General features: G+C 46.1%; 13 protein-coding genes. 10 read left to right on the top strand and 3 right to left on the bottom strand.

Translation table 11 applies throughout. The annotated features are described in order from the left end of the window. The first annotated feature begins 13 nt into the window (after positions 1-13). Together LWP20_RS09390 and LWP20_RS09385 are read left to right on the top strand one after the other, a co-directional pair. Complete coding sequence (locus tag LWP20_RS09390; RefSeq protein WP_242927867.1) at positions 14-1,540, top strand: sodium:solute symporter; 1,527 nt, start codon at positions 14-16, stop codon at positions 1,538-1,540. 13 nt (positions 1,541-1,553) lie between these two features. Next, positions 1,554-4,382, top strand: coding sequence for an FAD-binding and (Fe-S)-binding domain-containing protein (locus LWP20_RS09385; protein ID WP_242927866.1), 2,829 nt, complete (start codon positions 1,554-1,556; stop codon positions 4,380-4,382). Positions 4,383-4,552: 170 nt separating this feature from the next. Here the strand turns inward: LWP20_RS09385 and LWP20_RS09380 are convergent, their stop codons facing one another. From LWP20_RS09380 to LWP20_RS09370, 3 genes are all read right to left on the bottom strand, one after another. Further along, positions 4,553-5,296, bottom strand: coding sequence for a DeoR/GlpR family DNA-binding transcription regulator (locus LWP20_RS09380; protein ID WP_242927865.1), 744 nt, complete (start codon positions 5,294-5,296; stop codon positions 4,553-4,555). A gap of 210 nt (positions 5,297-5,506) precedes the next feature. Next, positions 5,507-6,682, bottom strand: a complete 1,176-nt coding sequence (locus tag LWP20_RS09375; RefSeq protein WP_242927864.1) for an acyltransferase family protein — start codon at positions 6,680-6,682, stop codon at positions 5,507-5,509. Positions 6,683-6,886: 204 nt separating this feature from the next. After that, the gene (locus LWP20_RS09370; protein ID WP_437179404.1) at positions 6,887-9,889 is read right to left on the bottom strand and encodes a serine hydrolase domain-containing protein; all 3,003 of its coding nucleotides are present in this window, start codon (positions 9,887-9,889) and stop codon (positions 6,887-6,889) included. Positions 9,890-10,168: 279 nt separating this feature from the next. Between LWP20_RS09370 and LWP20_RS09365 the strand changes: the two genes are divergently transcribed. From LWP20_RS09365 to LWP20_RS09330, 8 genes are all read left to right on the top strand, one after another. Further along, a complete protein-coding gene (locus LWP20_RS09365) occupies positions 10,169-11,089 on the top strand; it encodes an N-acetylmuramoyl-L-alanine amidase (RefSeq protein WP_242927862.1) in 921 nt (306 codons plus the stop codon). 27 nt (positions 11,090-11,116) lie between these two features. Beyond that, on the top strand, positions 11,117-12,508 hold the full coding sequence (locus LWP20_RS09360; protein WP_242927861.1) for a D-alanyl-D-alanine carboxypeptidase/D-alanyl-D-alanine-endopeptidase: 1,392 nt from the start codon (positions 11,117-11,119) through the stop codon (positions 12,506-12,508). A 6-nt stretch (positions 12,509-12,514) separates the two neighbouring features. Further along, on the top strand, positions 12,515-13,528 hold the full coding sequence (locus tag LWP20_RS09355; RefSeq protein WP_437179403.1) for a dipeptide epimerase: 1,014 nt from the start codon (positions 12,515-12,517) through the stop codon (positions 13,526-13,528). Further along, positions 13,528-14,610, top strand: coding sequence for an aminotransferase class I/II-fold pyridoxal phosphate-dependent enzyme (locus LWP20_RS09350; RefSeq protein WP_242927859.1), 1,083 nt, complete (start codon positions 13,528-13,530; stop codon positions 14,608-14,610). The genes LWP20_RS09355 and LWP20_RS09350 overlap by 1 nt, the downstream gene beginning before the upstream one ends. A gap of 73 nt (positions 14,611-14,683) precedes the next feature. Beyond that, the gene (locus LWP20_RS09345; RefSeq protein WP_242927858.1) at positions 14,684-15,943 is read left to right on the top strand and encodes a DUF819 family protein; all 1,260 of its coding nucleotides are present in this window, start codon (positions 14,684-14,686) and stop codon (positions 15,941-15,943) included. A gap of 180 nt (positions 15,944-16,123) precedes the next feature. Beyond that, complete coding sequence (locus LWP20_RS09340; protein ID WP_242927857.1) at positions 16,124-17,215, top strand: C40 family peptidase; 1,092 nt, start codon at positions 16,124-16,126, stop codon at positions 17,213-17,215. A 57-nt stretch (positions 17,216-17,272) separates the two neighbouring features. Then, positions 17,273-19,192 carry a glucosamine-6-phosphate deaminase gene (gene nagB, locus LWP20_RS09335; RefSeq protein ID WP_242927856.1) on the top strand — a complete coding sequence of 640 codons (1,920 nt, stop codon included), beginning with the start codon at positions 17,273-17,275 and terminating at the stop codon, positions 19,190-19,192. A 196-nt stretch (positions 19,193-19,388) separates the two neighbouring features. After that, entirely contained in the window at positions 19,389-21,731 is a 2,343-nt protein-coding gene (locus LWP20_RS09330) for a family 20 glycosylhydrolase (RefSeq protein ID WP_262914557.1), read from the top strand. Positions 21,732-21,840 lie beyond the last annotated feature (109 nt).

Here is a 21,840-nt window from a genome sequence, read left to right as displayed (position 1 = left end):
AAACTATTAGTTTATGTCTCCAATCGTTCTCTTATCTTTTTTAATTGGCTACTTTGCCGTGCTGATAGGTATTTCCTACTTCACGTCGAGAGGTGCCTCGGATAACTCCAGTTTCTTTATCGCTAACCGAAATTCGAAATGGTATTTCGTGGCTTTCGGAATGATTGGTACTGCGCTGTCAGGGGTTACATTCATATCGGTGCCAGGTGCGGTAAGCAACAACAGTTTTGGTTATTTCCAGTTTGTGCTGGGCAACGCCGTAGGTTTTCTGCTAATTGCTTTTGTACTGCTGCCGCTCTACTACCGCATGAACCTGATCTCCATTTATACTTACTTAGAGAAAAGGTTTGGTTACTGGAGTTATAAAACAGGCTCCATGATCTTCCTGGTATCGCGCACGATCGGTTCTGCTTTCAGGTTATACTTAGTGGCAATCGTACTACAGAAATTTATTTTTGATGCCTGGAATGTGCCTTTTGCAGCTACAGTAGCCATCTGCCTCATCCTTATCTGGATCTACACACACAAAGGCGGCCTTAAAACCATTGTAATCACGGATACTCTGCAAACTGTGTTTCTGGTATCATCGGTTATACTTTCTATTGTATTTATTGCCCGAAGCCTTGACCTGAACGTGATGCAAACGTTTGAAGCGGTAAAGGAAAGCTCTTACTCTAAGATGTTTTTCTGGGAAGATTTTATGGGTAGCAAGAGTCATTTCCTGAAGCAATTCCTGGGCGGTATTTTCGTAACTATAGCTATGACCGGCCTTGACCAGGATTTGATGCAGAAGAACCTGAGCTGCAAGAATATTGGTGAAGCGCAGAAGAATATGCTGACTTTTACAGCTGTATTTGTTGCTATTAACATTTTCTTCCTGAGCGTAGGTGCCCTGCTTTACATGTTTGCCCAGGCAAAAGGAATTGATGTAACGGCACTTAAAACGCCGGATCACCTGTTCCCTGAAATTGCCCTGAACCACATGGCCCTGGTACCGGCTGTTACGTTTATGCTGGGTTTGACAGCTGCCACATTTGCCACTACAGACTCTGCATTAACAGCCCTTACAACATCTTTCTGCGTAGATTTCCTGAACTTCACTAAAAAAGAGAATCACGATGATATTAAACTGATCCGTACGCGCCACCTGGTGCACATCGGTTTTTCAGTAGTAATGTTGTTTGTGATCCTGGTTTTCAGGCTGATTAACGATGACTCTGTCGTAAATGCGATCTTTAAGGCTGCCGGTTATACTTATGGTCCGTTGCTAGGCCTGTTCGCTTTTGGTATGGCTAACAAGCGTGCTGTAGCTGATAAGTTGGTGCCATACATTTGCATTATCTCGCCGATCATCACATTTATACTTGATAGCAACTCGGTTGCCTGGACGGGTTATGCCATGAGTTTTGAACTGATCGTGATCAATGCTGCCATTACATTTATACTGCTGCTTGTAACCAGCAAGCCGGGCGGAGGCGTTATGATGGATGCCCTGAAAGAAGCGGAGAGAGGCAGCAAAGTAAAACAAACAACCTATTAAGCATACATCCTTTATGGAAATTGAAAAGCTTTTGGAAAGTGTTTTGCCAAAAGCACGCATACGGGCGCGGCTGATTGATGTCGTGTCTTACGCTTCTGACGCGGGCTTTTACTACCTCAGGCCAAAAGCCGTGGTGCAGCCTGTTTCAGAAGAAGAAGTAATAAATCTGTTCGCGCTTTCGCATACACATAACATTCCGCTTACCTTCCGTACAGCCGGTACCAGCCTTTCGGGGCAATCTATAACAGATGGTATACTGGTAGATCTGAGCCAGTTCTGGAACAGGATTACCGTAGAGCAAGAGGGTGAAATGGTACGGGTGCAGCCCGGCATTATTGGTGGTATTGTGAATGCGCACCTGCGCAGGTATAAACGCAAGATAGGCCCGGACCCGGCAAGTATAAATTCGGCCATGATGGGTGGTATACTTTCCAATAACGCCAGCGGTATGTGCTGCGGCGTCAGTAAGAATTCCTACCATACTACCCGGTTTATCCGCTTTGTATTACCAAACGGAAAAACCTATACTACCGAAGCGCAGGCAGACTACATAAGGTTTGAAACAGAATGCCCCGAATTATATCTGAAACTGCAGGAATTAAAAGCGCAGATTCAGCATAACCCGGAACTCCACGATCTTATCCGGCACAAGTATAAAACCAAAAATACGGTTGGCTACTCTGTTAATGCTTTCATCGATTTTGAGCACCCGCTCGATATACTGGCGCATTTGCTAATCGGGGCAGAAGGAACGCTGGGCTTTATAGCCGAAGCGGTATTGCAAACGGTGCCTGATTACCCTGCCAAGTCTACTGCACTTTTATACTTCCCGGATATTTATGCTGCCTGTCAGGCTATAGTACCTCTGACAGTGTCGGGTGCGGAAGCTGTAGAGTTAATGGACCGTGCATCGTTGCGCTCAATAGAACACATGGCGGGCGTGCCGGCAGTAATCAAAACCTTACCGGAAATGGCTGCAGCTTTGCTCGTAGAGTATCAGGCCAATACATCTGAAGAGGTGCAGGAAAAGATACTCAGCTTTATGGCGCTGTCGCCGGAGCTGGCTTTGCTGGAGCAGCCTGTATTTACTACCGACCCGATAGAGCAGGCATTTCTGTGGAAAGTGCGAAAAGGGATGTTCCCGGCCGTAGGTGCTGTGCGTGCCAGTGGTACAACAGTGCTGCTCGAAGATATTGCCGTGCCGGTAGCAAAACTGGGCGATGCTATACTTGACCTGCAGGAGCTTTTCTTGAAGTATAACTATACTAACGCCATCATTTTCGGCCACGCCAAAGATGGTAATATCCACTTTGTGGTAACGCAGGCTTTCGATAATAAAACAGAAATTGAGCGTTACGACCGTTTCCTGAAAGAAGTGGTGGAACTGGTGGTGCAAAAGTATAACGGCGCCCTGAAAGCCGAGCATGGTACCGGCCGCAACATGGCGCCGTTTGTAGAAACGGAGTGGGGTGGCGAGATCTACCAGATCATGAAATCGCTGAAAGAAGTGGTTGATCCGAAGAACCTGCTTAACCCGGGCGTGATCATCAACAGCGATAAAAATGCGCATATCCAAAACCTGAAAGACCTGCCAAAGGTGGAAGAGGAAGTGGACAGGTGCATGGAATGCGGTTTCTGCGAACACAAATGCCCGAGCCGTAACCTCACGCTTACACCACGCCAACGCATTGTAGTAAGACGGGAACTGCTCAACCTGAAAAGTAAGGGACAGAAAAAACAGCATGACGAGCTACTGGAGCAATACCAGTACGATGGCCTTGATACCTGCGCTGTAGATGGTTTGTGCTCTACTGCATGCCCGGTTGATATTAATACAGGCGATCTTGTAAAACGCCTGCGCCGCGAAAGCCACAATGATATTTCGAATAGCCTGGCGCTGCTGGTAGCAAAAAACTTCAAGCCGGTTTCAGCTATCGTAAAAGTTGGGTTGATAGCCGGGGTAGGAATAAATAAGGTATTAGGCGCAAACACACTGGCTAAACTAACCCAGGGAGTGAAAAACGTGGTACCGGCTATGCCGTTGTGGTCTAATTTACTCGAGCCTGTTCCGGGTTTTTCAAAGTATAAATCCTGGTCTGAGCAGAAAGTACAGCAGCAGGCAGAAGTAGTATACTACCCTACCTGTATTTCCCGCACGATGGGTGGCGCTGAAGGAGGTAAAAAAAATATTATCGAAACCTTTATCAGCGTTTCTGAAAAGATAGGAGTGAAATTTATGATACCGCAGGATGCACAAAGTACCTGCTGCGGGCAGATATTTTCCTCTAAAGGATACAGCCAGGCTTTTATTTATACCGCCAACGAAACAATTCAGAAGATCTGGAAATGGACCGACGGAGGTCGCCTGCCACTGGTGCTGGATATTACTTCCTGTACTTATACTTTGCAGCATTGCCGCCCGGTACTTACACCGGAAAACAAGCAGAAATTCGATGCCATCCGCATTATCGATAATATAGATTATATTGCCGATTACCTGTTGCCAAAAGCAAACGTGCTGCGAAAAAAAGAGCGCGTGGTGCTGCACCCGGTTTGCTCGCTGCAGAAAATGGGGCTCGAAGGTAAATTTGTAAGTATAGCCAAACAACTGGCAGAAGAAGTAACGGTGCCCATTCACGCAGACTGTTGCGGCATGGCCGGCGACCGAGGTTTCTTGGTGCCGGAGCTTACGGCTTCAGCTACTTTGCCAGAAGCAACCGAAGTAAAACAATGCGAGTACGACGGTTATTATTCATCGGCTAAAACCTGCGAAATGGCCATGACCGAGGCAGTAGGTAAAAACTACGAATCGATCGTGTACATGCTGGATGAGTGTATTTAAAGTATAAACAAAGTATAAAGCAAATCGCCCGCTCCCCAAAAGAAGCGGGCGATTTGCTTTATAATCCGTTGATGCTGCCAGTTTGAGCAAAGCGATAACTAGTGGTTGCTTATGGCATCCCGTTCGTAACTGGCGTTATCCCTAACTATACTTGCGCCAAGTGTAAAGGACTATAGCACGGTAATTATTCTTGCGTATTCTTTTAGAGAAGGGTCAGTTGGTTTAATATCTGTTATCAGGTAATGAATAGAGTTGAGGTCGCATACTTTCATGTTCTGCACTGAGTCCAGTTTTTCAGCAATACTCATGATGGCTACTTTTTTTGAAGATCGTATCATGGCTTTTTTTACCTGCACCACTTCCCAGTCAGAATCTGTAAGGCCATCTTCCAGCGAAATACTGTTGGTGCCAAGTATACACAGGTCTACCCGGATTTCGGAAAGTTGATTAACTACCTGTGAGCCTATCATAATATGCGAGTTCTTGGAAAGCTGCCCTCCTAAAAGTATAACAGTGCTATTAGAACGTTCGGCAAGCTCCAGCGCAACAAGCGGGCTTACAGTAAAAAAAGTACATTTCAGGGTATCCGGTATCATGCGGGCCACTTCTATCATGGTTGTTCCTCCACCTACCAGCACCGTCATGCCATCCTGCAGCAACTGTATTGTTTTGCGTGCAATTTCTTTCTTTGATTCTTTGGCGTAAACCTCGATCTGCTGAAACGGATTATGGAAAGATTTAGACAGCGCGCCACCATGTACTTTCAATATTTTGCCGCTTTCGGCTAGCTCGTGCAGGTCTCTTCTCACTGTATCCTCCGACACATTAAGCTTTAGGCTCAGGTCCGAAGAAAGTACCTTGTTGTGTATATTTATCTGTTTTATGATAAAAGACTGACGTTCTTCCTTTAGCATGTTATCGTGGTTTGTATGGTAATCATCCAAATATAAATTATTTTTTATATAATAGGTGAGTATCTTTTAAGATGATTTAACAGATCAGGCAAGTAGTAATTTATAAGTAAAAAAGAAGCCCGCCTGCTTCACGTCCTTTTCAGGTTTGCGGAGCAGGCGGGCTTCTTAACTTTATGCTTTATAGCTAAACAAGCAAGTATAAAACGGAGGCTATACTTTTACATAGATCTTTTTCTTATCCATCCAGAAGCCTACCAGCCACATAACCAGCATGTATGAAACTGCAAAAAGCAAAGAGGCTGTTTCGCCTTCAGACCATGTCAGGAATAAGCGCTCATAGATCCATTTTTGCAGGCTTACATCACCAATTTTAATGAAGTTTAACAGCTTAATTACCAGCGTGGCGAAAGCAAAAATGAACAGCGGGTTTTTACCGAATGCCTCAAAGAAGTATGACCATTTTACGTAACCGGCAATCTCGATTATAAACATGAGTACGCCAAGTATGATCAGGCTAAGCCCAACTGAGTGCAGCACGTAAGAGCTTGTCCAAAGTGGTTTGTTGATCGGAAAGTATAAATCCCATACAAAAGCTACAGCTACCAGTGCAGCGCCAGCCAGGTTTAACTTAAATACCGAGTTTAAGTTGTTGCCATTTTTCTGGATGAAAACGCCTGCAAAATAACCTGCAATTACATTAACGGCAGCAGGCAATGTGCTCAGCAATCCTTCCGGATCGAAAGGTATGCCAAAGCCTTTGTAGGTGTTTGCCTCAGGTAAAAACAGGCGATCGAATTTCAGGGCAGCATTACCTTCCAGGCTATACGGGTCGGTTGGGTCGCCGAAGAAGTACATGATAGCCCAGTAAGCCAACAACGTTGCAATGCCAAAAACCATTGCACCGTTATACTTTAAATACCGAATAACCAGCGAGGCAATAAAATAACAAAGCGCAATGCGTTGCAACACACCCAGAATACGCACGGCCGTAAAATCTTTCATTACCAACTCACCTGCATCTGACCACTTCACGAACGGGAAAAGGTTAAGGAACAAACCGATCAGGAAGATTAGAACCGTTCTTTTTACAACTTTGCGAAGGAAAACAGAATCAGACTGCTTTTCGAACTTGCGCATGCTGAAGCTCGTGGCGTTGCCAACCACAAACAAAAAAGACGGGAAAACCAGGTCGGTAATGGTAAAGCCGTGCCAGGCAGCGTGCTTAAAAGGAGCATAAATACTGCCCCAGCTTCCGGGGTTATTCACGATCACCATCAGGGCAATTGTCATCCCCCGCAGTACATCGAGTGCAAGGTATCGGTCGGAGGTTTTGTTTGGCAACAGACCCGTGTCTGCATAATTACTAACCACAGCGGCTTTGTTCATAAATTGTATCGGTTGAAAGATAAAGGTAGCTTAGTTTCAGGCTTATATGCCTGTGTTTAGGTTTATACTTCCGGAAGTATAACTGTTAAATTATACTTCCGGAAGTATAATTTAACAGTTATACTTTAAATTTTATAGTTATTGAGGATAAAAAAACAGCCGCCCGGAATTTTCCAGGCGGCTGTTGCTATTGTAGTGAAATTGTTATTGAGCAATGGATGTTTCTGGGGTCTTTTTAGCTTTCTCCATAGCATCATATACTACCTGCAGAACGCTGGTGCGGGTATTCAGCTTGCTTAACTTGCTGTTCTCGCGTGTTGGGTTAACGCGGTTAGACAGGAACACATAAACGATGTCATTTACAGGGTCTATCCAGGTATAAGTTCCTGTAAAACCGGAGTGCCCAAAGCTTTCAACTGGCGCGCTCTTGGCTGCATTGCCATTCTCAGTTCCCGGCTTGGATGGTCGGTCGAAACCAATGGCGCGGTAGTTACCTTGGTCGCAGAACTGACATTTGCTAAACTCGCTTACCGTGTTGCCGCTGATGTAGCGCTTATAACCGTAAGTACCATCCTGCAAGTATAACTGCATCAGTTTGGCAAGGTCGTTGGCGTTTCCGAATAAGCCGGCATGGCCGCTAACGCCACCCAACATGGCAGCACCTTCGTCGTGCACGGTACCGTGCAGCAATTGCTTTCTGAAGTGTGGCTCAAATTCGGTTGGCACAATGCGCGATTGCGGGTAATATTTATAAGGATTAAAAGTAAGCGTAGTAGCGCCAATCGGCTTGTAAATATTCTCTTTCAGGTAAGATTCGAAATCCTGGCCAACAATGTTCTGTACTACCAGCGGAGCAAGTATAAACGACAGGTCGCTGTATACATAACCCGGCTTCTCGTTCAGCGGAGATTCAAGTATACTTTTATAGATCTTATCAGAATACTTGCGGTGGATGTACAGGTTCTGAGCTACTTTGATCGGGAAGCGGGCCGAAGAATCTGCTTTAAATGTTCTCCACTTAAATTTACCGTTCTTCTTTACAGTTTCTTTCCAGAACGGGATCCAGGCGTACAGGCGTGCCTGGTGCGTCAGAATATCGCGGTACTTCAGGTTTTCTTTGTTAGTGCCTTTTACCAGTGGCAGGTACTCACCAAGGGTTTTATCAACATCGAAGCGGCCTTCGCCTTTTAACTTCATGAAAGCAGCCAGCGATGTGCTGATCTTGGTTACCGATGCCATGTCATACAAATCTGTGTTATGTACCGGCGTTTTGTTGTCGTAAGTATGGTAACCGAATGATTTGTAGTAAATTACTTTCCCGTTTTTGGCTACAAGTACCTGCGCGCCAGGGGTTGCTTTTTCCGCTATGGCCTGGTGCACAAGCGAATCGATACCTGCCAGGTCCTGCGTTCTAATACCAACAGCTTCCGGCACAGAATAAGCTAAACGAACGCCACCTTGCGTTTGCAGGCCATCTCCGATTTTAAAGCTGTTGCTAACTGTTACAGGTAATTTACCTTTAGCACCAATGCCTCCAAATATCATCTGGGCAGTCAGGTCCTGGGTCAGGGCGTTTTCCTGGTAAGCTGCAATTACAGCATCTGCTTTTTCGATATTTTCGAACTTGGCCAGGCTGTATACATTACCAAACACACCTACAATAGTACGTTTAGAGCGCATCAGGTCTTTCAGGAACAGGTTCATTTCGGCGGTAATGCCAAAAGTGCCGCTACCGGCTTTTAACTGTAACTGGTGTACGCCAGCTATGATCAGGTTATAGTTTTGCAGCTTCTCTTTCAGTTTTTGCAGATCGGCAATGGTGCTGGTTGGCGAAAGGAAGAAGGTATCTACCTGGGTATAACGTGCCAGGTCACGCTGGAAATTTGTCTCTTTTGTTGTGCCAATTGCTAAAGCCGCTACTTTAAGCGTGTCCAGCGAATGGATAGGAAGTATGTTGTTCTTGTTGCGCAGCAGTGTAAGCGAAGCTTCTGTTAACTGGCGGGTCAGGTAATTGGCGTGTGGGTTGTTCAGGTCTTCCACCAGGTGTGCCGTCTCGATCGGTTGCCATTTATCCAGGCCTACCCATTGTTTGGCAGCCAGTACTTTACGTACGCGGGCGTCAATCTCGGCCTGGGTAATTTCTTTGTTGGCAATTGCTTTTTTAACTTCTGCAATGGTGGTTTTTACATCCATGGTGTTCAGCAACACATCGTTACCGGCAAGCAAAGCCTTTACATCAACCACCCCCGGAGGGTAAAATTTAGCAACACCCTGCATATTCAAAGCATCCGTAAACACGAGTCCTTTATACTTCAGTTCGTTCTTAAGCAGGTCAGTAACTATAGGTTTAGAGAGTGTAGAAGCAAGGTTAACGGTGTTGTCTAATACCGGTATGTTCATGTGCGCCACCATAACACTGCCTAAGCCGTTCTTCATCAGTGCACGGAAAGGGTGTAGCTCCACAGAGTCCAGGCGGATGCGGGAAAAGTTGATCAGCGGAAGTCCATAGTGTGAATCTACGTTAGTATCGCCGTGGCCAGGAAAGTGCTTGGCGCTTGCCAGTACATGCTGGTCCTGCATACCTTTCATGTAAGCCAGTGATTTGCTGGCTACGTTATACTTGTCTTCACCGAAAGAGCGGAAGCCGATAACAGGGTTGTTGGCGTTGTTGTTGATATCTACAGTAGGGGCAAAGTTTACATGTACGCCCAGGCGCTTGCACTGGCGGGCAATTTCCACGCCCATATCGTAAATAAGCTTCTCGTTATCTATGCCGCCTAAGGCCATCTGGTACGGGAAACGTACAGTGCTGTCAAGGCGCATGGCTAATCCCCACTCCCCGTCGATAGACACCATCAGGGGTACTTTGCTTTCCTGCTGGTAGCGGTTAGTCATTTTGGCCTGACGTACCGGCCCACCCTGGAAAAATATTACCCCACCCACTTTATAAGTTTTGATAAGGGTGCTGATAGAGTCGATGTGTGCCTGGTTTTTGTTCGAATACACCGGGATCATGATCAGCTGGGCAATGCGCTCGTCAGGAGTTAAAGACTTGAAAACAGAGTCTACCCACTTCTGATTTGCATTCAGGAAAGGCGGGTCCTGATCAGGATTAAAAACAGGCGCGGCTGCTTTTTTTACAGGAGCCTTGCGGATTTTTGCTTTTTTAGACTGAGCCTGCAAATTATGCAGGCCAACCATCATCATGCAGATGAGTAACAGAGAGATAAATTGATTCTTTTTCAAAGTAATCAGGGTTTTTGGTAAAGCAGTTATTACTGCAATTTAATAGGATTCAGCTGGTTTGCATTTTTATTTGCGTTATTTTTTTTAAATCCTGCAAATAAAAGCAATATTAGGGTCTTGTAATTTTATACTTCGTTTTTAGTAAGAGCTGTCACTGTATATAATTCTATAAGGCTGGCTTATTGTATTTTTCATTAAAGTGCTTAAATTTTAAAATCTATAGTTACAAAGATCGGGTTTATGAAGTTTTTACCAACTCAGGTTGCTTTCTTTTTATTGGCAAGTATAGTGCTGGCCTCTTGCGCAGTTAACCCTTATGCGGCCACCAACCGATCGTATAAAAAACAATTGAAGGCGTATACCCGCACCTTAAGGGCAACGCCGCTGGGCAATGCCGAAGGCCTGGCCTATAAGCAGGGCGATTACTGGGTAGGTGCCACTAACTTTGATATGCGCAAGCCGAACTATGTAATTATTCACCACACGGCGCAGAACTCTACAGAACAAACGCTGAATACATTTACCAAACCAGCTACCAAGGTTAGCGCACATTATGTCATTGGCCGCGATGGCAAAGTATACCAGATGCTGAACGATTACCTGCGTGCCTGGCATGGTGGGATAAGCAAATGGGGAAATGCTACCGATCTTAATTCTTCTTCTATTGGTATTGAGTTAGATAACAACGGGTCAGAGCCATTTTCGGAAGCGCAAATGACCAGCCTGATCGGGGTGCTGGGCACACTGAAAACAAAGTATAATATTCCTACTGCTAATTTTATAGGCCATTCAGATATTGCCCCTGTTCGTAAAGTAGACCCAAGCCCTGTGTTCCCGTGGAAATTGTTGGCTGACAATGGTTTTGGCTTATGGTATGATGCGGATGTGCTGCAGGATACGATTATACTTGCCCAGGTTCCGGTAATCGATACTACAAAGGCAAAAGAGCCATCGCTGGTATTTGAATCTGTGCCGGTGCATGGCGATGTTCCTGATAACTTTAACCCGCAGGAGGCGTTGCGCATTATCGGGTACGATACACGCGATCTTTCAGCAGCCATCAGATCTTTTAAGCTGCATTTTATACAAAACGACACAACACCGGTATTAACCGAAACAGATAAGCGGATTCTATTTAACCTTTATAAAAAGTATTTATAGTTTAGGTAGTTAAAAAAACAGGAACCTATGACATCAAACCTAGTTCTAGTCTCTAAGCTTTGCCGGTACCTGCTAGTCGGGTTTGGTGTATTGTTGTTTTCAGGTTGCAGCACCACCCGCGAGAAACCGCAGGCATCTGTACCTTATGGCCCCGATGAAATTAAACGCCAGATTGTTGCGCTGAGCGAGCAGAAGCACAGTTTTGTTGGCTTTGCCCTTTACGACCCTGAACTTGGTAAAATGGTGGTAGAGCATAATGCCGACAGGTATTTTGTGCCGGCCTCAAACACGAAGCTGCTCACTTTTTATGCTTCGCTTAAAATGCTTGGCGATACTATACCTGCGCTCAAGTATACCACCAGCGGCGACTCGCTTATATTCTGGGGAACCGGCGATCCTACATTTACGCACATGGATGTGAAGAACTCCGTTGCTTATGATTTTCTGAAAAGCCGCAAAGAGAAATTATACTATATAGATGCTCCGTTTGCCAGCACACCTTTTGCCGTAAACTGGGGATGGGACGACTATAATTACTACTACCAGCCGGAACGAAACGTATTTCCAATTCATGGCAACATCGTAAAGTTTACCCGTAAGAAAGACGGACCATTTGCCACAGCTCCTGCCTATTTTAAACGGTCGCTGAAAACCGACACGTTAGCTTACAAGCACGGCGACCCGTTTGTAAGAGCCTGGCGTACCAACGATCTTACCTTTTACCCGAAACATGCCAAAGCTACTTTTTCAGAGGAAGTACCATTTATAACCTCGCCCGAAATGACCGTGCAACTGCTGGCCGATACACTGAAGCGCCCGGTTAAATTATTGAAGCGAACGATACCACAAAATGCCCGGATATTGAAAGGCCTGCCCGCCGACTCAGTATACAAGCGTATGTTGCAGGTAAGCGATAACCTGTTGGCGGAGCAGCTGATGATTCTTTGCTCGGGTACTTTATCAGATACCTTATCTGTAGAAACCGGCATCAAGCATGTACTTAAAACATACCTGGCTGACCTGCCCGATGCGCCTGTTTGGGTAGATGGCTCTGGCTTGTCTAACATGAATATGATCACGCCGCGAAGTATAATTGCCGTGTTGCAGAAACTGCAGCAGGAGCGTGGCAACGAGCGGCTGTTTCCTTTACTGGCAGCAGGTGGCCGGGCGGGTACTTTCCGGAATATTTACAAAGCCAATGTACCTTTTGTATTCGGAAAATCAGGTACGCTTTCGCATGTGCATAATCAGAGCGGCTACATCATTACCAAAAGCGGAAAAGTTTTACTGTACAGCTTCATGAACAATAACTTTAACGTATCCTCTTCTGATATCCGCAACGAAATGGAGCGCATCATGACAGAAGTGCATGAAAAGTATGGCCTTAACTCTCAAAAAACATCTTATTCTAAACTATAAACTATGCTGAAACTCACCATCCGTTCTTTCGACCTGCCTCTGAAGCACACGTTTACCATAGCTTATGACTCGCGCGATATACAACCAACCCTGATTGTAGAATTACAGCATGGGGAGCATAAAGGCTACGGCGAAGCTACCAGCAACCCGTATTATGGTTTCACCATCGAAAGTATGACCGATGCCCTCGAAAATATCAGGGAGCAGATTGAGTCAGCTGAGTTAACCAGTACCGAAGCGTTCTGGGCTAAAATGCAGCCATTGCTTGTCGATAATCCTTTCGCGCTTTGCGCCTTGGACATGGCCGCTAACGACCTGTTCGGCAAGATACACGGCAAACCTTTATACCAGATGTGGGGGCTTAACGCCGACAGTACACCTTTGACAGATTATACTATCGGCATTGATACGATAGAGAACATGGTGAAAAAGCTAAAGGAGTGCCCGTGGCCGATTTATAAGATAAAGCTGGGTACCCCCAACGATGTGGCTATAGTTAAGGAGCTGCGCAAACACACCGATGCAGTATTTCGTGTAGATGCAAACTGTGCCTGGGGTGTGGAAGAAACTATAGAAAATTCACGCCAGCTGAAACCACTTGGTGTAGAGTTTATAGAGCAGCCCATGAAGGCAGATGACATGGAAGGTATGAAGAAAGTATACGAACAGTCTGTGTTGCCGCTTATTGCCGATGAAAGCTGTATTACCGAACAGGATGTTGCCAAATGCCACGGGCATTTTCATGGTGTAAATATTAAGCTGGTAAAATGCGGAGGCCTTACACCTGCCCGCAGAATGATAGCCGAAGCCAAAAGCCTGGGCATGAAAGTTATGGTGGGTTGTATGACCGAGTCAAGTATAGGTATTTCGGCCATCGCCCAGTTATTACCGCTCCTGGATTATGTAGATATGGATGGCGCATTACTGCTCCGCGAAGATATTGCCAAAGGCGTTACCATTGAATATGGTAAGGTCAGCTACAGTGAACTTAACGGAACAGGAACAACCCTGCTAGGCTAATGTTTGACGCTGCGCCAGTACATGTAAACGAGATGCCGGGGCGTACCCTCCAGGTAGAAGGTGAGGAGTACCTTTTTTTCAGTGGTGCTTCTTACCTGGGCATTCCACGTAACCGCGCGTTTCAGGCGTACGTGGTAGAAGGCATGAACCGCTACGGTACCAACTACGCCAGCTCCCGCAATTCAAATTTGCAGTTGGAGGTATTCGAGGAGGCAGAAAACTACCTGGCAGCTTATACCGGCGCCGAAGCTGTACTTACCATGTCGTCGGGGTACCTGGCCGGGCAAACCCTGGTACAGGCATTGCAGGGCAGCGGGCACTTTATATATGCGCCTGGCGCCCATCCGGCTATCTGGCACAGCAAAGCAAACACAACCTCAGCAAACCTTAAGTATGAAGACTGGGTTAAGCAAGCGGAGCAGGAGGTGCAGGCTGCTACAAGCGAAGAGGTAATCATAGTATGTAACTCCATCGACCCCCTGAAAGCGCAGCAATACTCGTTTGGCTGGGTAGCTGGTTTGCCACAGAATAAAAAAATTACCCTTGTTGTAGATGATTCGCATGGGTTTGGGGTAACAGGAAAAGATGGTGCCGGAATATTTCAGGAATTAAAAAAGCAGCTGCCCGGAGTACGCGTTCTGGTGGTAGGCTCTTTAGGAAAAGCTTTTGGCGTGCCGGCAGGCGTTATACTTGGCGATAAACAGCTAATTGATAAGCTCAGGGTTTCGCCTCAGTTTGGCGGGGCATCGCCGGCCATACCTGCCTACTTGTATGCTTTTTTGAAGTCTGAGAACGTGTTTGCAGAAGCAAGGCAAAAGTTGTTTTCCAATATCAAGCAGTTCAGGCAACAACTGGCCCGGCCGGAGCTGTTCAACTTTTTTGATCAGTACCCTGTCTTTTATACCCAGAATCAGGAGCTCTGCCCTTTTTTATTGCAGCATAAGGTCCTGATATCGAGCTTCCGGTACCCAACTCCGGCAGATGAGCCCATTACGCGGGTTATACTTAGCAGCCTGCATACAACCGATGATGTAGACCGCGTAGCAAGTATAATTAACCACCTTGAAGCAGAATCCTTTTAATGCGGAAAGCCACTGAAACTATGAAAACGAACATTTAACCTTTACAATTAAAATAGACTTTTAGCCCCCCGATATGGAGCAATCCGCTACTCAAGTACCTTTAATTACCAATGATGCCGTTGTGCTGGGTATACTGGTTATTATTTTGGCCACTGTATTCAAAACGTCAGCCAGCAAACGGCCCATTTTTAAGAAATTTTATTCGGTAGTGCCTTCGGTGTTGCTGTGTTACCTTATTCCCAGCTTACTTAATTCCTTTGGCATTATTTCGGGCGAGCAATCAGGGTTGTATCAGATGGCGTCCCGTTATTTGTTACCTGCAAGTTTAGTGCTGTTCACCATCAGCCTTGATCTGAAAGAAATATGGAAACTGCGCAGGCAGGCAGGGCTTATGTTTATTACCGGTACTGTCGGTATCATGATCGGAGGCCCGTTGGCTATACTTATTGTGTCATCTTTCGCACCCGAAATAGTGGGAGGGCAGGGGCCTGATGCCGTATGGCGCGGGCTTTCAACAATTGGGGGTAGCTGGATAGGGGGAGGAGCAAACCAGCTGGCCATGTTCGAGTTATTTAAGCCAAGCTCTAATTTGTTTTCTGCTGTGATAGCAGTAGATGTAATTGTAGCCAACATCTGGATGGCTGTTCTCTTGTATGGCACCGGCATAACAGAAAAGATCGATAGATTTTTTAAAGCTGATAGTTCTAGTGTAGACGACCTGAAAGAAAAGGTAGAGAAGTACAGGCTCAGCATTATGCAGATACCAACTATGACCGATACCATGATGATAATAGGTATAGGTTTAGGTATTACCGGCATCTCTCATTTTTTTGCCGACCTGATTGCGCCCTGGATTGAGGTGCATGCCCCTTACCTCGAAAAATTCAGTCTTACCTCCGGCTTTTTCTGGATAGTGGTGCTGGCAACCGCATTTGGCATGCTGCTGTCTTTTACAAAAGCGCGTGAGCTGGAAGGAGTAGGCGCCACCCGTATTGGGAGTGTATTTATTTACATTATGGTGGCAACCATAGGTATGCAGATGGATATTACAGCTGTTGTAAGCCAGCCTGGTCTGTTTTTAGTAGGCCTCATCTGGATCAGCATTCATATGTTGCTGTTGCTTATAGTTGGTAAATTAACAAAAGCACCTTTCTTCTTCTTGGCTGTTGGTAGCCAGGCTAATGTGGGCGGGGCGGCATCAGCGCCAATTGTTGCAAGTGCTTTTCATCCGGCTTTAGCGCCTGTGGGTGTGTTGCTGGCTATATTTGGTTATGCTTTAGGTACTTACGGCGGTTATTTGTCTGCCATCATGATGCAGTATGTAGCACCCTGATAAGTATAATTTAAAGAAACTTTCAAGTATTATGTGTCAGGTTATAAACCGACAATTGGCTTTCAGAACTATAGTTTATACTTCTTTAAAATGAGAAATTTTCCTTTAGTGTTTTTATTCGCCATTCTGGCATCCTGCACAATTACAAAAACTACTTCAGATACTGTTTCAAAAACTGCTATGGCACAATCTCACATCGATGCTGTTCGCCAGCAATATGCTCCGGATAAGCGTACAGCCCTGTTTCAGGTAGAGCTTAACGGAACTACACTTACCGGAGAAACAAACATGCCTGAGGCAAAAGCCGCTCTTTTAGAAAAGCTTAATGCTGCTGCTATTTCTTTCCAGGATAGTATAAAGGTACTTCCGGAGGCTGAGCTGGAAGGCAAACATTGGGCTGTAGTTTCTATTTCGGTGGCAAATATACGGTCGCAGCCGAAGCATGCGGCAGAACTGGCAACACAGGCTACAATGGGCACGCCTTTGCATGTTTTGAAAAAAGATGGTGGCTGGTACCTCGTGCAGACTCCTGACCAGTACATTGCTTGGGTTGATGCCGGCGGTATTACCCTGATGGATGAAGCTCGGTTCGAAAAATGGAAGCAGCCTAAAAAACTCCTGTATACACACCCTTATGGCTTTGCCTATGCTACAACAGATGCCCAGGGAGCTACCATCTCTGACATGGTTTATGGCGATGTGCTGCTTTTAAAAGGCCAGGTAAAAGGTTTTTATCATGTAGAGTTACCTGATGGCCGCTCTGGTTATGTGCAGGCTAACGAAGCTGTAAATTACAAAGACTGGGCAGCCAGCCGCCAGCCTACCACCGATAACCTGGTACTTACCAGCAAGCGCATGCTTGGTGTGCCATACTTGTGGGGTGGTACATCTTTTAAAGGTGTAGACTGCAGCGGGTTTACTAAAACGGTATACTTTATGAATGGCCTGGTTCTTCCGCGCGATGCCTCGCAGCAGATACATTTAGGCGAGCTTGTGAATACAGAGCAGGGTTGGCAAAATATGCAACCCGGCGATCTTCTTTTCTTTGGCGTACCGGCACAAGCCGATAAGCCGGAGCGTGTAGTGCACGTAGGCATGTGGATTGGCGGCAATCAGGAGTTTATACACTCTGCCGGAAAAGTAAAAATTAACAGCATGAACCCGGAAGCGCCTAACTATGATGCCTCCGAATTTAAACGCTTTTTAAGGGCAAAACGCATTTCGCCGCAGGCAACCCTGCTTGACCTGCGCCAATCGTCCCTTTATGAATAATAAGTATTTTATAGATTGAAATTTTCTTTTAACACAAGTATACTACCATTTTAAACTATGGCCCGATTAAATCTTTTAGAAGAGACCCGTTTTGAAAAGCTTCCTGTTTCGGTATTCCCTGACCAATATATAGCCTCAGTAAAAGTAGCGCAGCGTATAGCAGACCTGATCAGAGCAAAGCAGCAAAAAGGAGAGAACGCAGTTCTGGGGCTTGCAACCGGTGCTACTCCGGTGCAGGTTTATGCAGAACTGGTGCGCATGCACCGCGAAGAGGGGTTAAGCTTCAAAAATGTAATCACCTTTAACCTGGACGAGTACTACCCGATGCAGCCAACGGCAGCGCAGAGCTATGTAACGTTCATGAACGAAAACCTCTTCCATCACATCGATATTGAAAAAGACAACATCAATATTCCTGACGGTACGCTGCCACTGGAGGCGATTCATGAATTCTGCCTGAACTATGAGCAAAAAATAGAATCGCTGGGTGGGTTGGATCTGCAGGTTCTGGGTATTGGCCGTACGGGTCACATCGGTTTTAACGAGCCGGGCTCAGCGCCAAACTCCGGTACACGTCTGGTAACCCTCGACGACCTGACACGCCGTGATGCCTCCCGTGACTTTGGTGGTAAAGAGAATGTGCCGCGCAAAGCCATTACCATGGGTATTGGTACCATTTTCAAAGCCCGCGAAATTATCCTGATGGCCTGGAGCGGAAAGAAGGCTCCGATCATTAAAAAGGCGGTAGAAGGAGAAATGTCGAGCGAGGTGCCGGCTACTTACCTGCAGCTGTCTGATAGTGTGGAGTTTGTGCTGGACCAGGATGCCGCTTCTGACCTGACACGCTTTAACACGCCATGGCTGGTGAAAGATTGCATCTGGGATGATGCCATGATCAAGAAAGCTGTTATCTGGTTATCGGGTGCAGTTAAAAAGCCAATCCTGAAGCTGACAGAAGAAGACTATAACAGCCACGGTATGGCACAGCTGATTACCGAAAAAGGTACGGCTTACGACATCAACATCAATGTGTTTAACAACCTGCAGCATACTATTACCGGCTGGCCAGGCGGTAAACCAGGTTCTGGCATTTCTTACCGTCCGGAGCGCGCCGAGCCAGCTCAGAAAAGAGTAATAATCTTCTCGCCGCACCCTGATGATGATGTGATCTCGATGGGTGGTACGTTTATCCGCTTAGTAGACCAGGGCCACGATGTGCATGTTGCCTACCAGACCTCCGGCAATACGGCTGTCTGGGATGATGACGTGCTGCGGTACATGGAATTTGCCATCGACTTTAACAAAAGCATTGGCCAGGATAACAGCACCCTGAAAAAGATTTACGAAGATATGCGCGTTTTCCTGGAAGTGAAGCAGCCTAACCAGCTTGATACGCAGGAGATTCGTGATGTGAAAGCTTTTATCAGAAAGAGCGAGGCAATCGCAGGCGCGCGTTATGCCGGTCTGGAAGATGATCATATTCATTTTATGGCGCTGCCTTTTTACGAAACAGGAAAAACAGTTAAAAACCCTGTTACTGAAGAAGATGTGGTGCTGACAATGGAGTTGTTACAAAAAGTAAAGCCACACCAGATCTTTGCCGCCGGCGATTTTGCCGATCCGCATGGTACGCACATTGTGTGCTTCAGAATTATATTGGAGGCAATGGAGCGCTTGCGTAAAACCGAAGAGTGGACCAAAGACTGCTGGCTGTGGATGTACCGTGGCGCGTGGCACGAGTTCGAAACGCACGAAATTGAGATGGCAGTACCGCTGTCGCCGCAGGAAGTGGAACGTAAGCGTAACGCTATCTTCAAGCACCAGTCGCAGAAAGACAGGCCGGTATTCCCGGGAGACGATGCCCGCGAGTTCTGGGTAAGAGCAGAAGAAAGAAACCGCGAAACAGCAAAAAGCTACGACGACCTGGGCCTTGCAAACTACGAGGCAATGGAAGCTTTTGTGAAGTGGAAATTCTAAAACAGGCAAAAGCCAACGGTAGGGTAAAAGCAGCCCTGCCGTTGGCTTTTTTATTTATCTGTAAAGTCACAGGTAAAATTTATACTTTATACTTTGGCGGGTTCTTCCCAAGTATAAAACGAAGAAGCAGGAGTACCACAAAACTCCATTTATACCAAAAGTTTATACTATCATTCCCGATTTCAAACGCTTTGGCATGAACATCAAAACGAAGTTATTCGCACTACTAGTCTGTATTTTCTGTGCTACAACAGTTACTCCTGCAACTGCGCAGGTTAGCAATCAGCCGGAAAAAATATCCATTATACCGCAGCCATTAAAATTGACTGAACAGAAGGGCAGCTTTATACTTTCGGCAGGTACTAAAATCTATACAGACCCGAAAAACGAAGAACTCAAAAAAATAGCGCAAAGCCTGGCAAAGGATATACAGCATACAGCAGGTTTTCAGCCGGAGGTGATCAGTAAGAAGCCAAAAACAAAGGCCGCCAACCTGATTTTCCTGACCTTGCATAACGCACCGGATTCGCTGGGCGAAGAAGGTTATACTTTGCAGGTACAGCCTAAGCGCATTACATTGGCCGCAAATAAAGCCAACGGTATTTTCCTGGGTACGCAAACTATACGCCAGCTGCTTCCGGTTAAAAAAGCTGCCTTAACTGTAAGTATACCTGCACTTGAAATTACCGACAAACCTCGTTATAACTGGCGTGGTATGCACCTGGATGTAACACGGCATTTTCAGCCGGTGGAGTTCGTGAAAAAGTATATCGATTACCTGGCCATGCACAAAATGAACACCTTTCACTGGCACCTTACCGATGACCAGGGCTGGCGAATCGAGATCAAAAAATATCCGAAACTGATAGAAGTTGGCGCCTGGCGCGACAGCACCATGATCGGCCATTACTGGGACCTGCCACAGACCTATAAAAAGGAGCGCCACGGTGGTTTCTATACCCAGGAGCAGATTCGTGAGGTAGTAAAGTATGCGCAGGAACGTTACATTAACGTGGTACCTGAAATTGAAATGCCCGGCCACGCACTGGCAGCCCTGACGGCTTACCCTGAACTTTCGTGCACTGGTGGTCCTTTTAAAGTAGAGTCGAAATGGGGTATTTTTCCTGATGTGTTCTGTGCCGGTAACGAGCAGACCTTTGCTTTCCTGGAAGGTGTGCTGAGCGAAGTGATGGATCTGTTCCCGAGCAAGATTATTCATGTTGGAGGGGATGAGTCTCCGAAAACACGCTGGAAAGTATGCCCGAAATGCCAGGCCCGCATCAATAACGAAAACCTGAAAGACGAGCACGAACTGCAGAGCTACTTTGTGCAGCGCATGGAGAAGTTTGTGAACAAAAACGGCAGAACCATTATCGGTTGGGATGAAATACTGGAAGGTGGCCTTGCTCCGAATGCCTACGTAATGTCATGGCGCGGTACAAAAGGAGGTATAGCTGCAGCAAAGCAGAAACACTACGTGGTAATGACACCCGGCACGCATTTATACTTCGACCATTACCAGGGCGAACGCGACCTGGAGCCGATTGCTATACATGGCTACAGCACTTTACAAAATGTATACTCTTTCGAGCCAACACCGGCAGATCTTTCAGCAGACGAAAAGAAGTATATTCTGGGCGCACAGGCTAACCTCTGGACGGAGTATATCCCGACACAAGAACACGTTGAGTATATGATCATGCCGCGCATATCGGCGTTGTCGGAAGTACTCTGGATACCTGCTCAGAAGAAGAACTGGGAGGACTTTAAAATACGCATGCAGCAACAATACAAGCGCTATGATGCGATGGGAGTAAACTACTCCAGAAGCGCTTTTAATGTACGGCAGCAACTGCAGGTTGATACCCTGAACCGATCGGTAGAAGTGAAATTCCTGACAGATGCAGCCGATGAGAAGATCTATTATACCCTTGATGGTACTGAGCCGACAACAGCCTCGCATTTATACACCAAACCTTTTGTACTGAAGCAATCGGCTGTTATAAAGGCGGCCTCTTTTGCAGATGGAAAAGTAGTTGGGAAAGTAAGTACAAAGCATTTTGATGCGCATAAGGCTTTTACCCGCACGGTAAACCTGATTATCCCGGCACACCAAAGCTACGCTAACAAGGCTACCCTGGTAAATGGCTTAGGAGGCTCTACCGACCAGACAGACGGCCACTGGACCGGATTTCTTGGCACAGATATGGAAGCTGTAATAGATCTGAAAGAAATAACACCGGTTAAAAGACTTAGCAGCTCCTTTATGCAAAATATTGGCTATCGTATTTTCCTGCCGGCACAGGTAGAGTATGCTGTATCAACGGACGGTGTTACTTACAAAACCGTAAAAGTGATAACAACAGTTAACCCGGACGCAGCAGAAGGTATACTTAAGCGCGAGGTTACAGCAGATATAGCGCCTGTAAAAGCACGCTTTGTAAAAGTGAAAGCTAAAAGTATAGGCGTTAGCCCGGCAAAATACCCATCAGCAGGGCAGAAAACCTGGCTGTTTGCCGATGAAATAATGGTGAATTAAAAAAAGAAGTATGGCGCTTCAATCTTTCTTTTTATCTTAATGCTGCGATTTGTTAGAAAGTATTACACTGGCCTTTTTATAAAGGATTGTCTTCTTTCCGAAAGCTTAA

Source organism: Pontibacter vulgaris (assembly GCF_022758145.1).
GTDB lineage: Bacteria > Bacteroidota > Bacteroidia > Cytophagales > Hymenobacteraceae > Pontibacter > Pontibacter vulgaris.
This window is presented reverse-complemented; position numbering and strand designations above follow the sequence as displayed.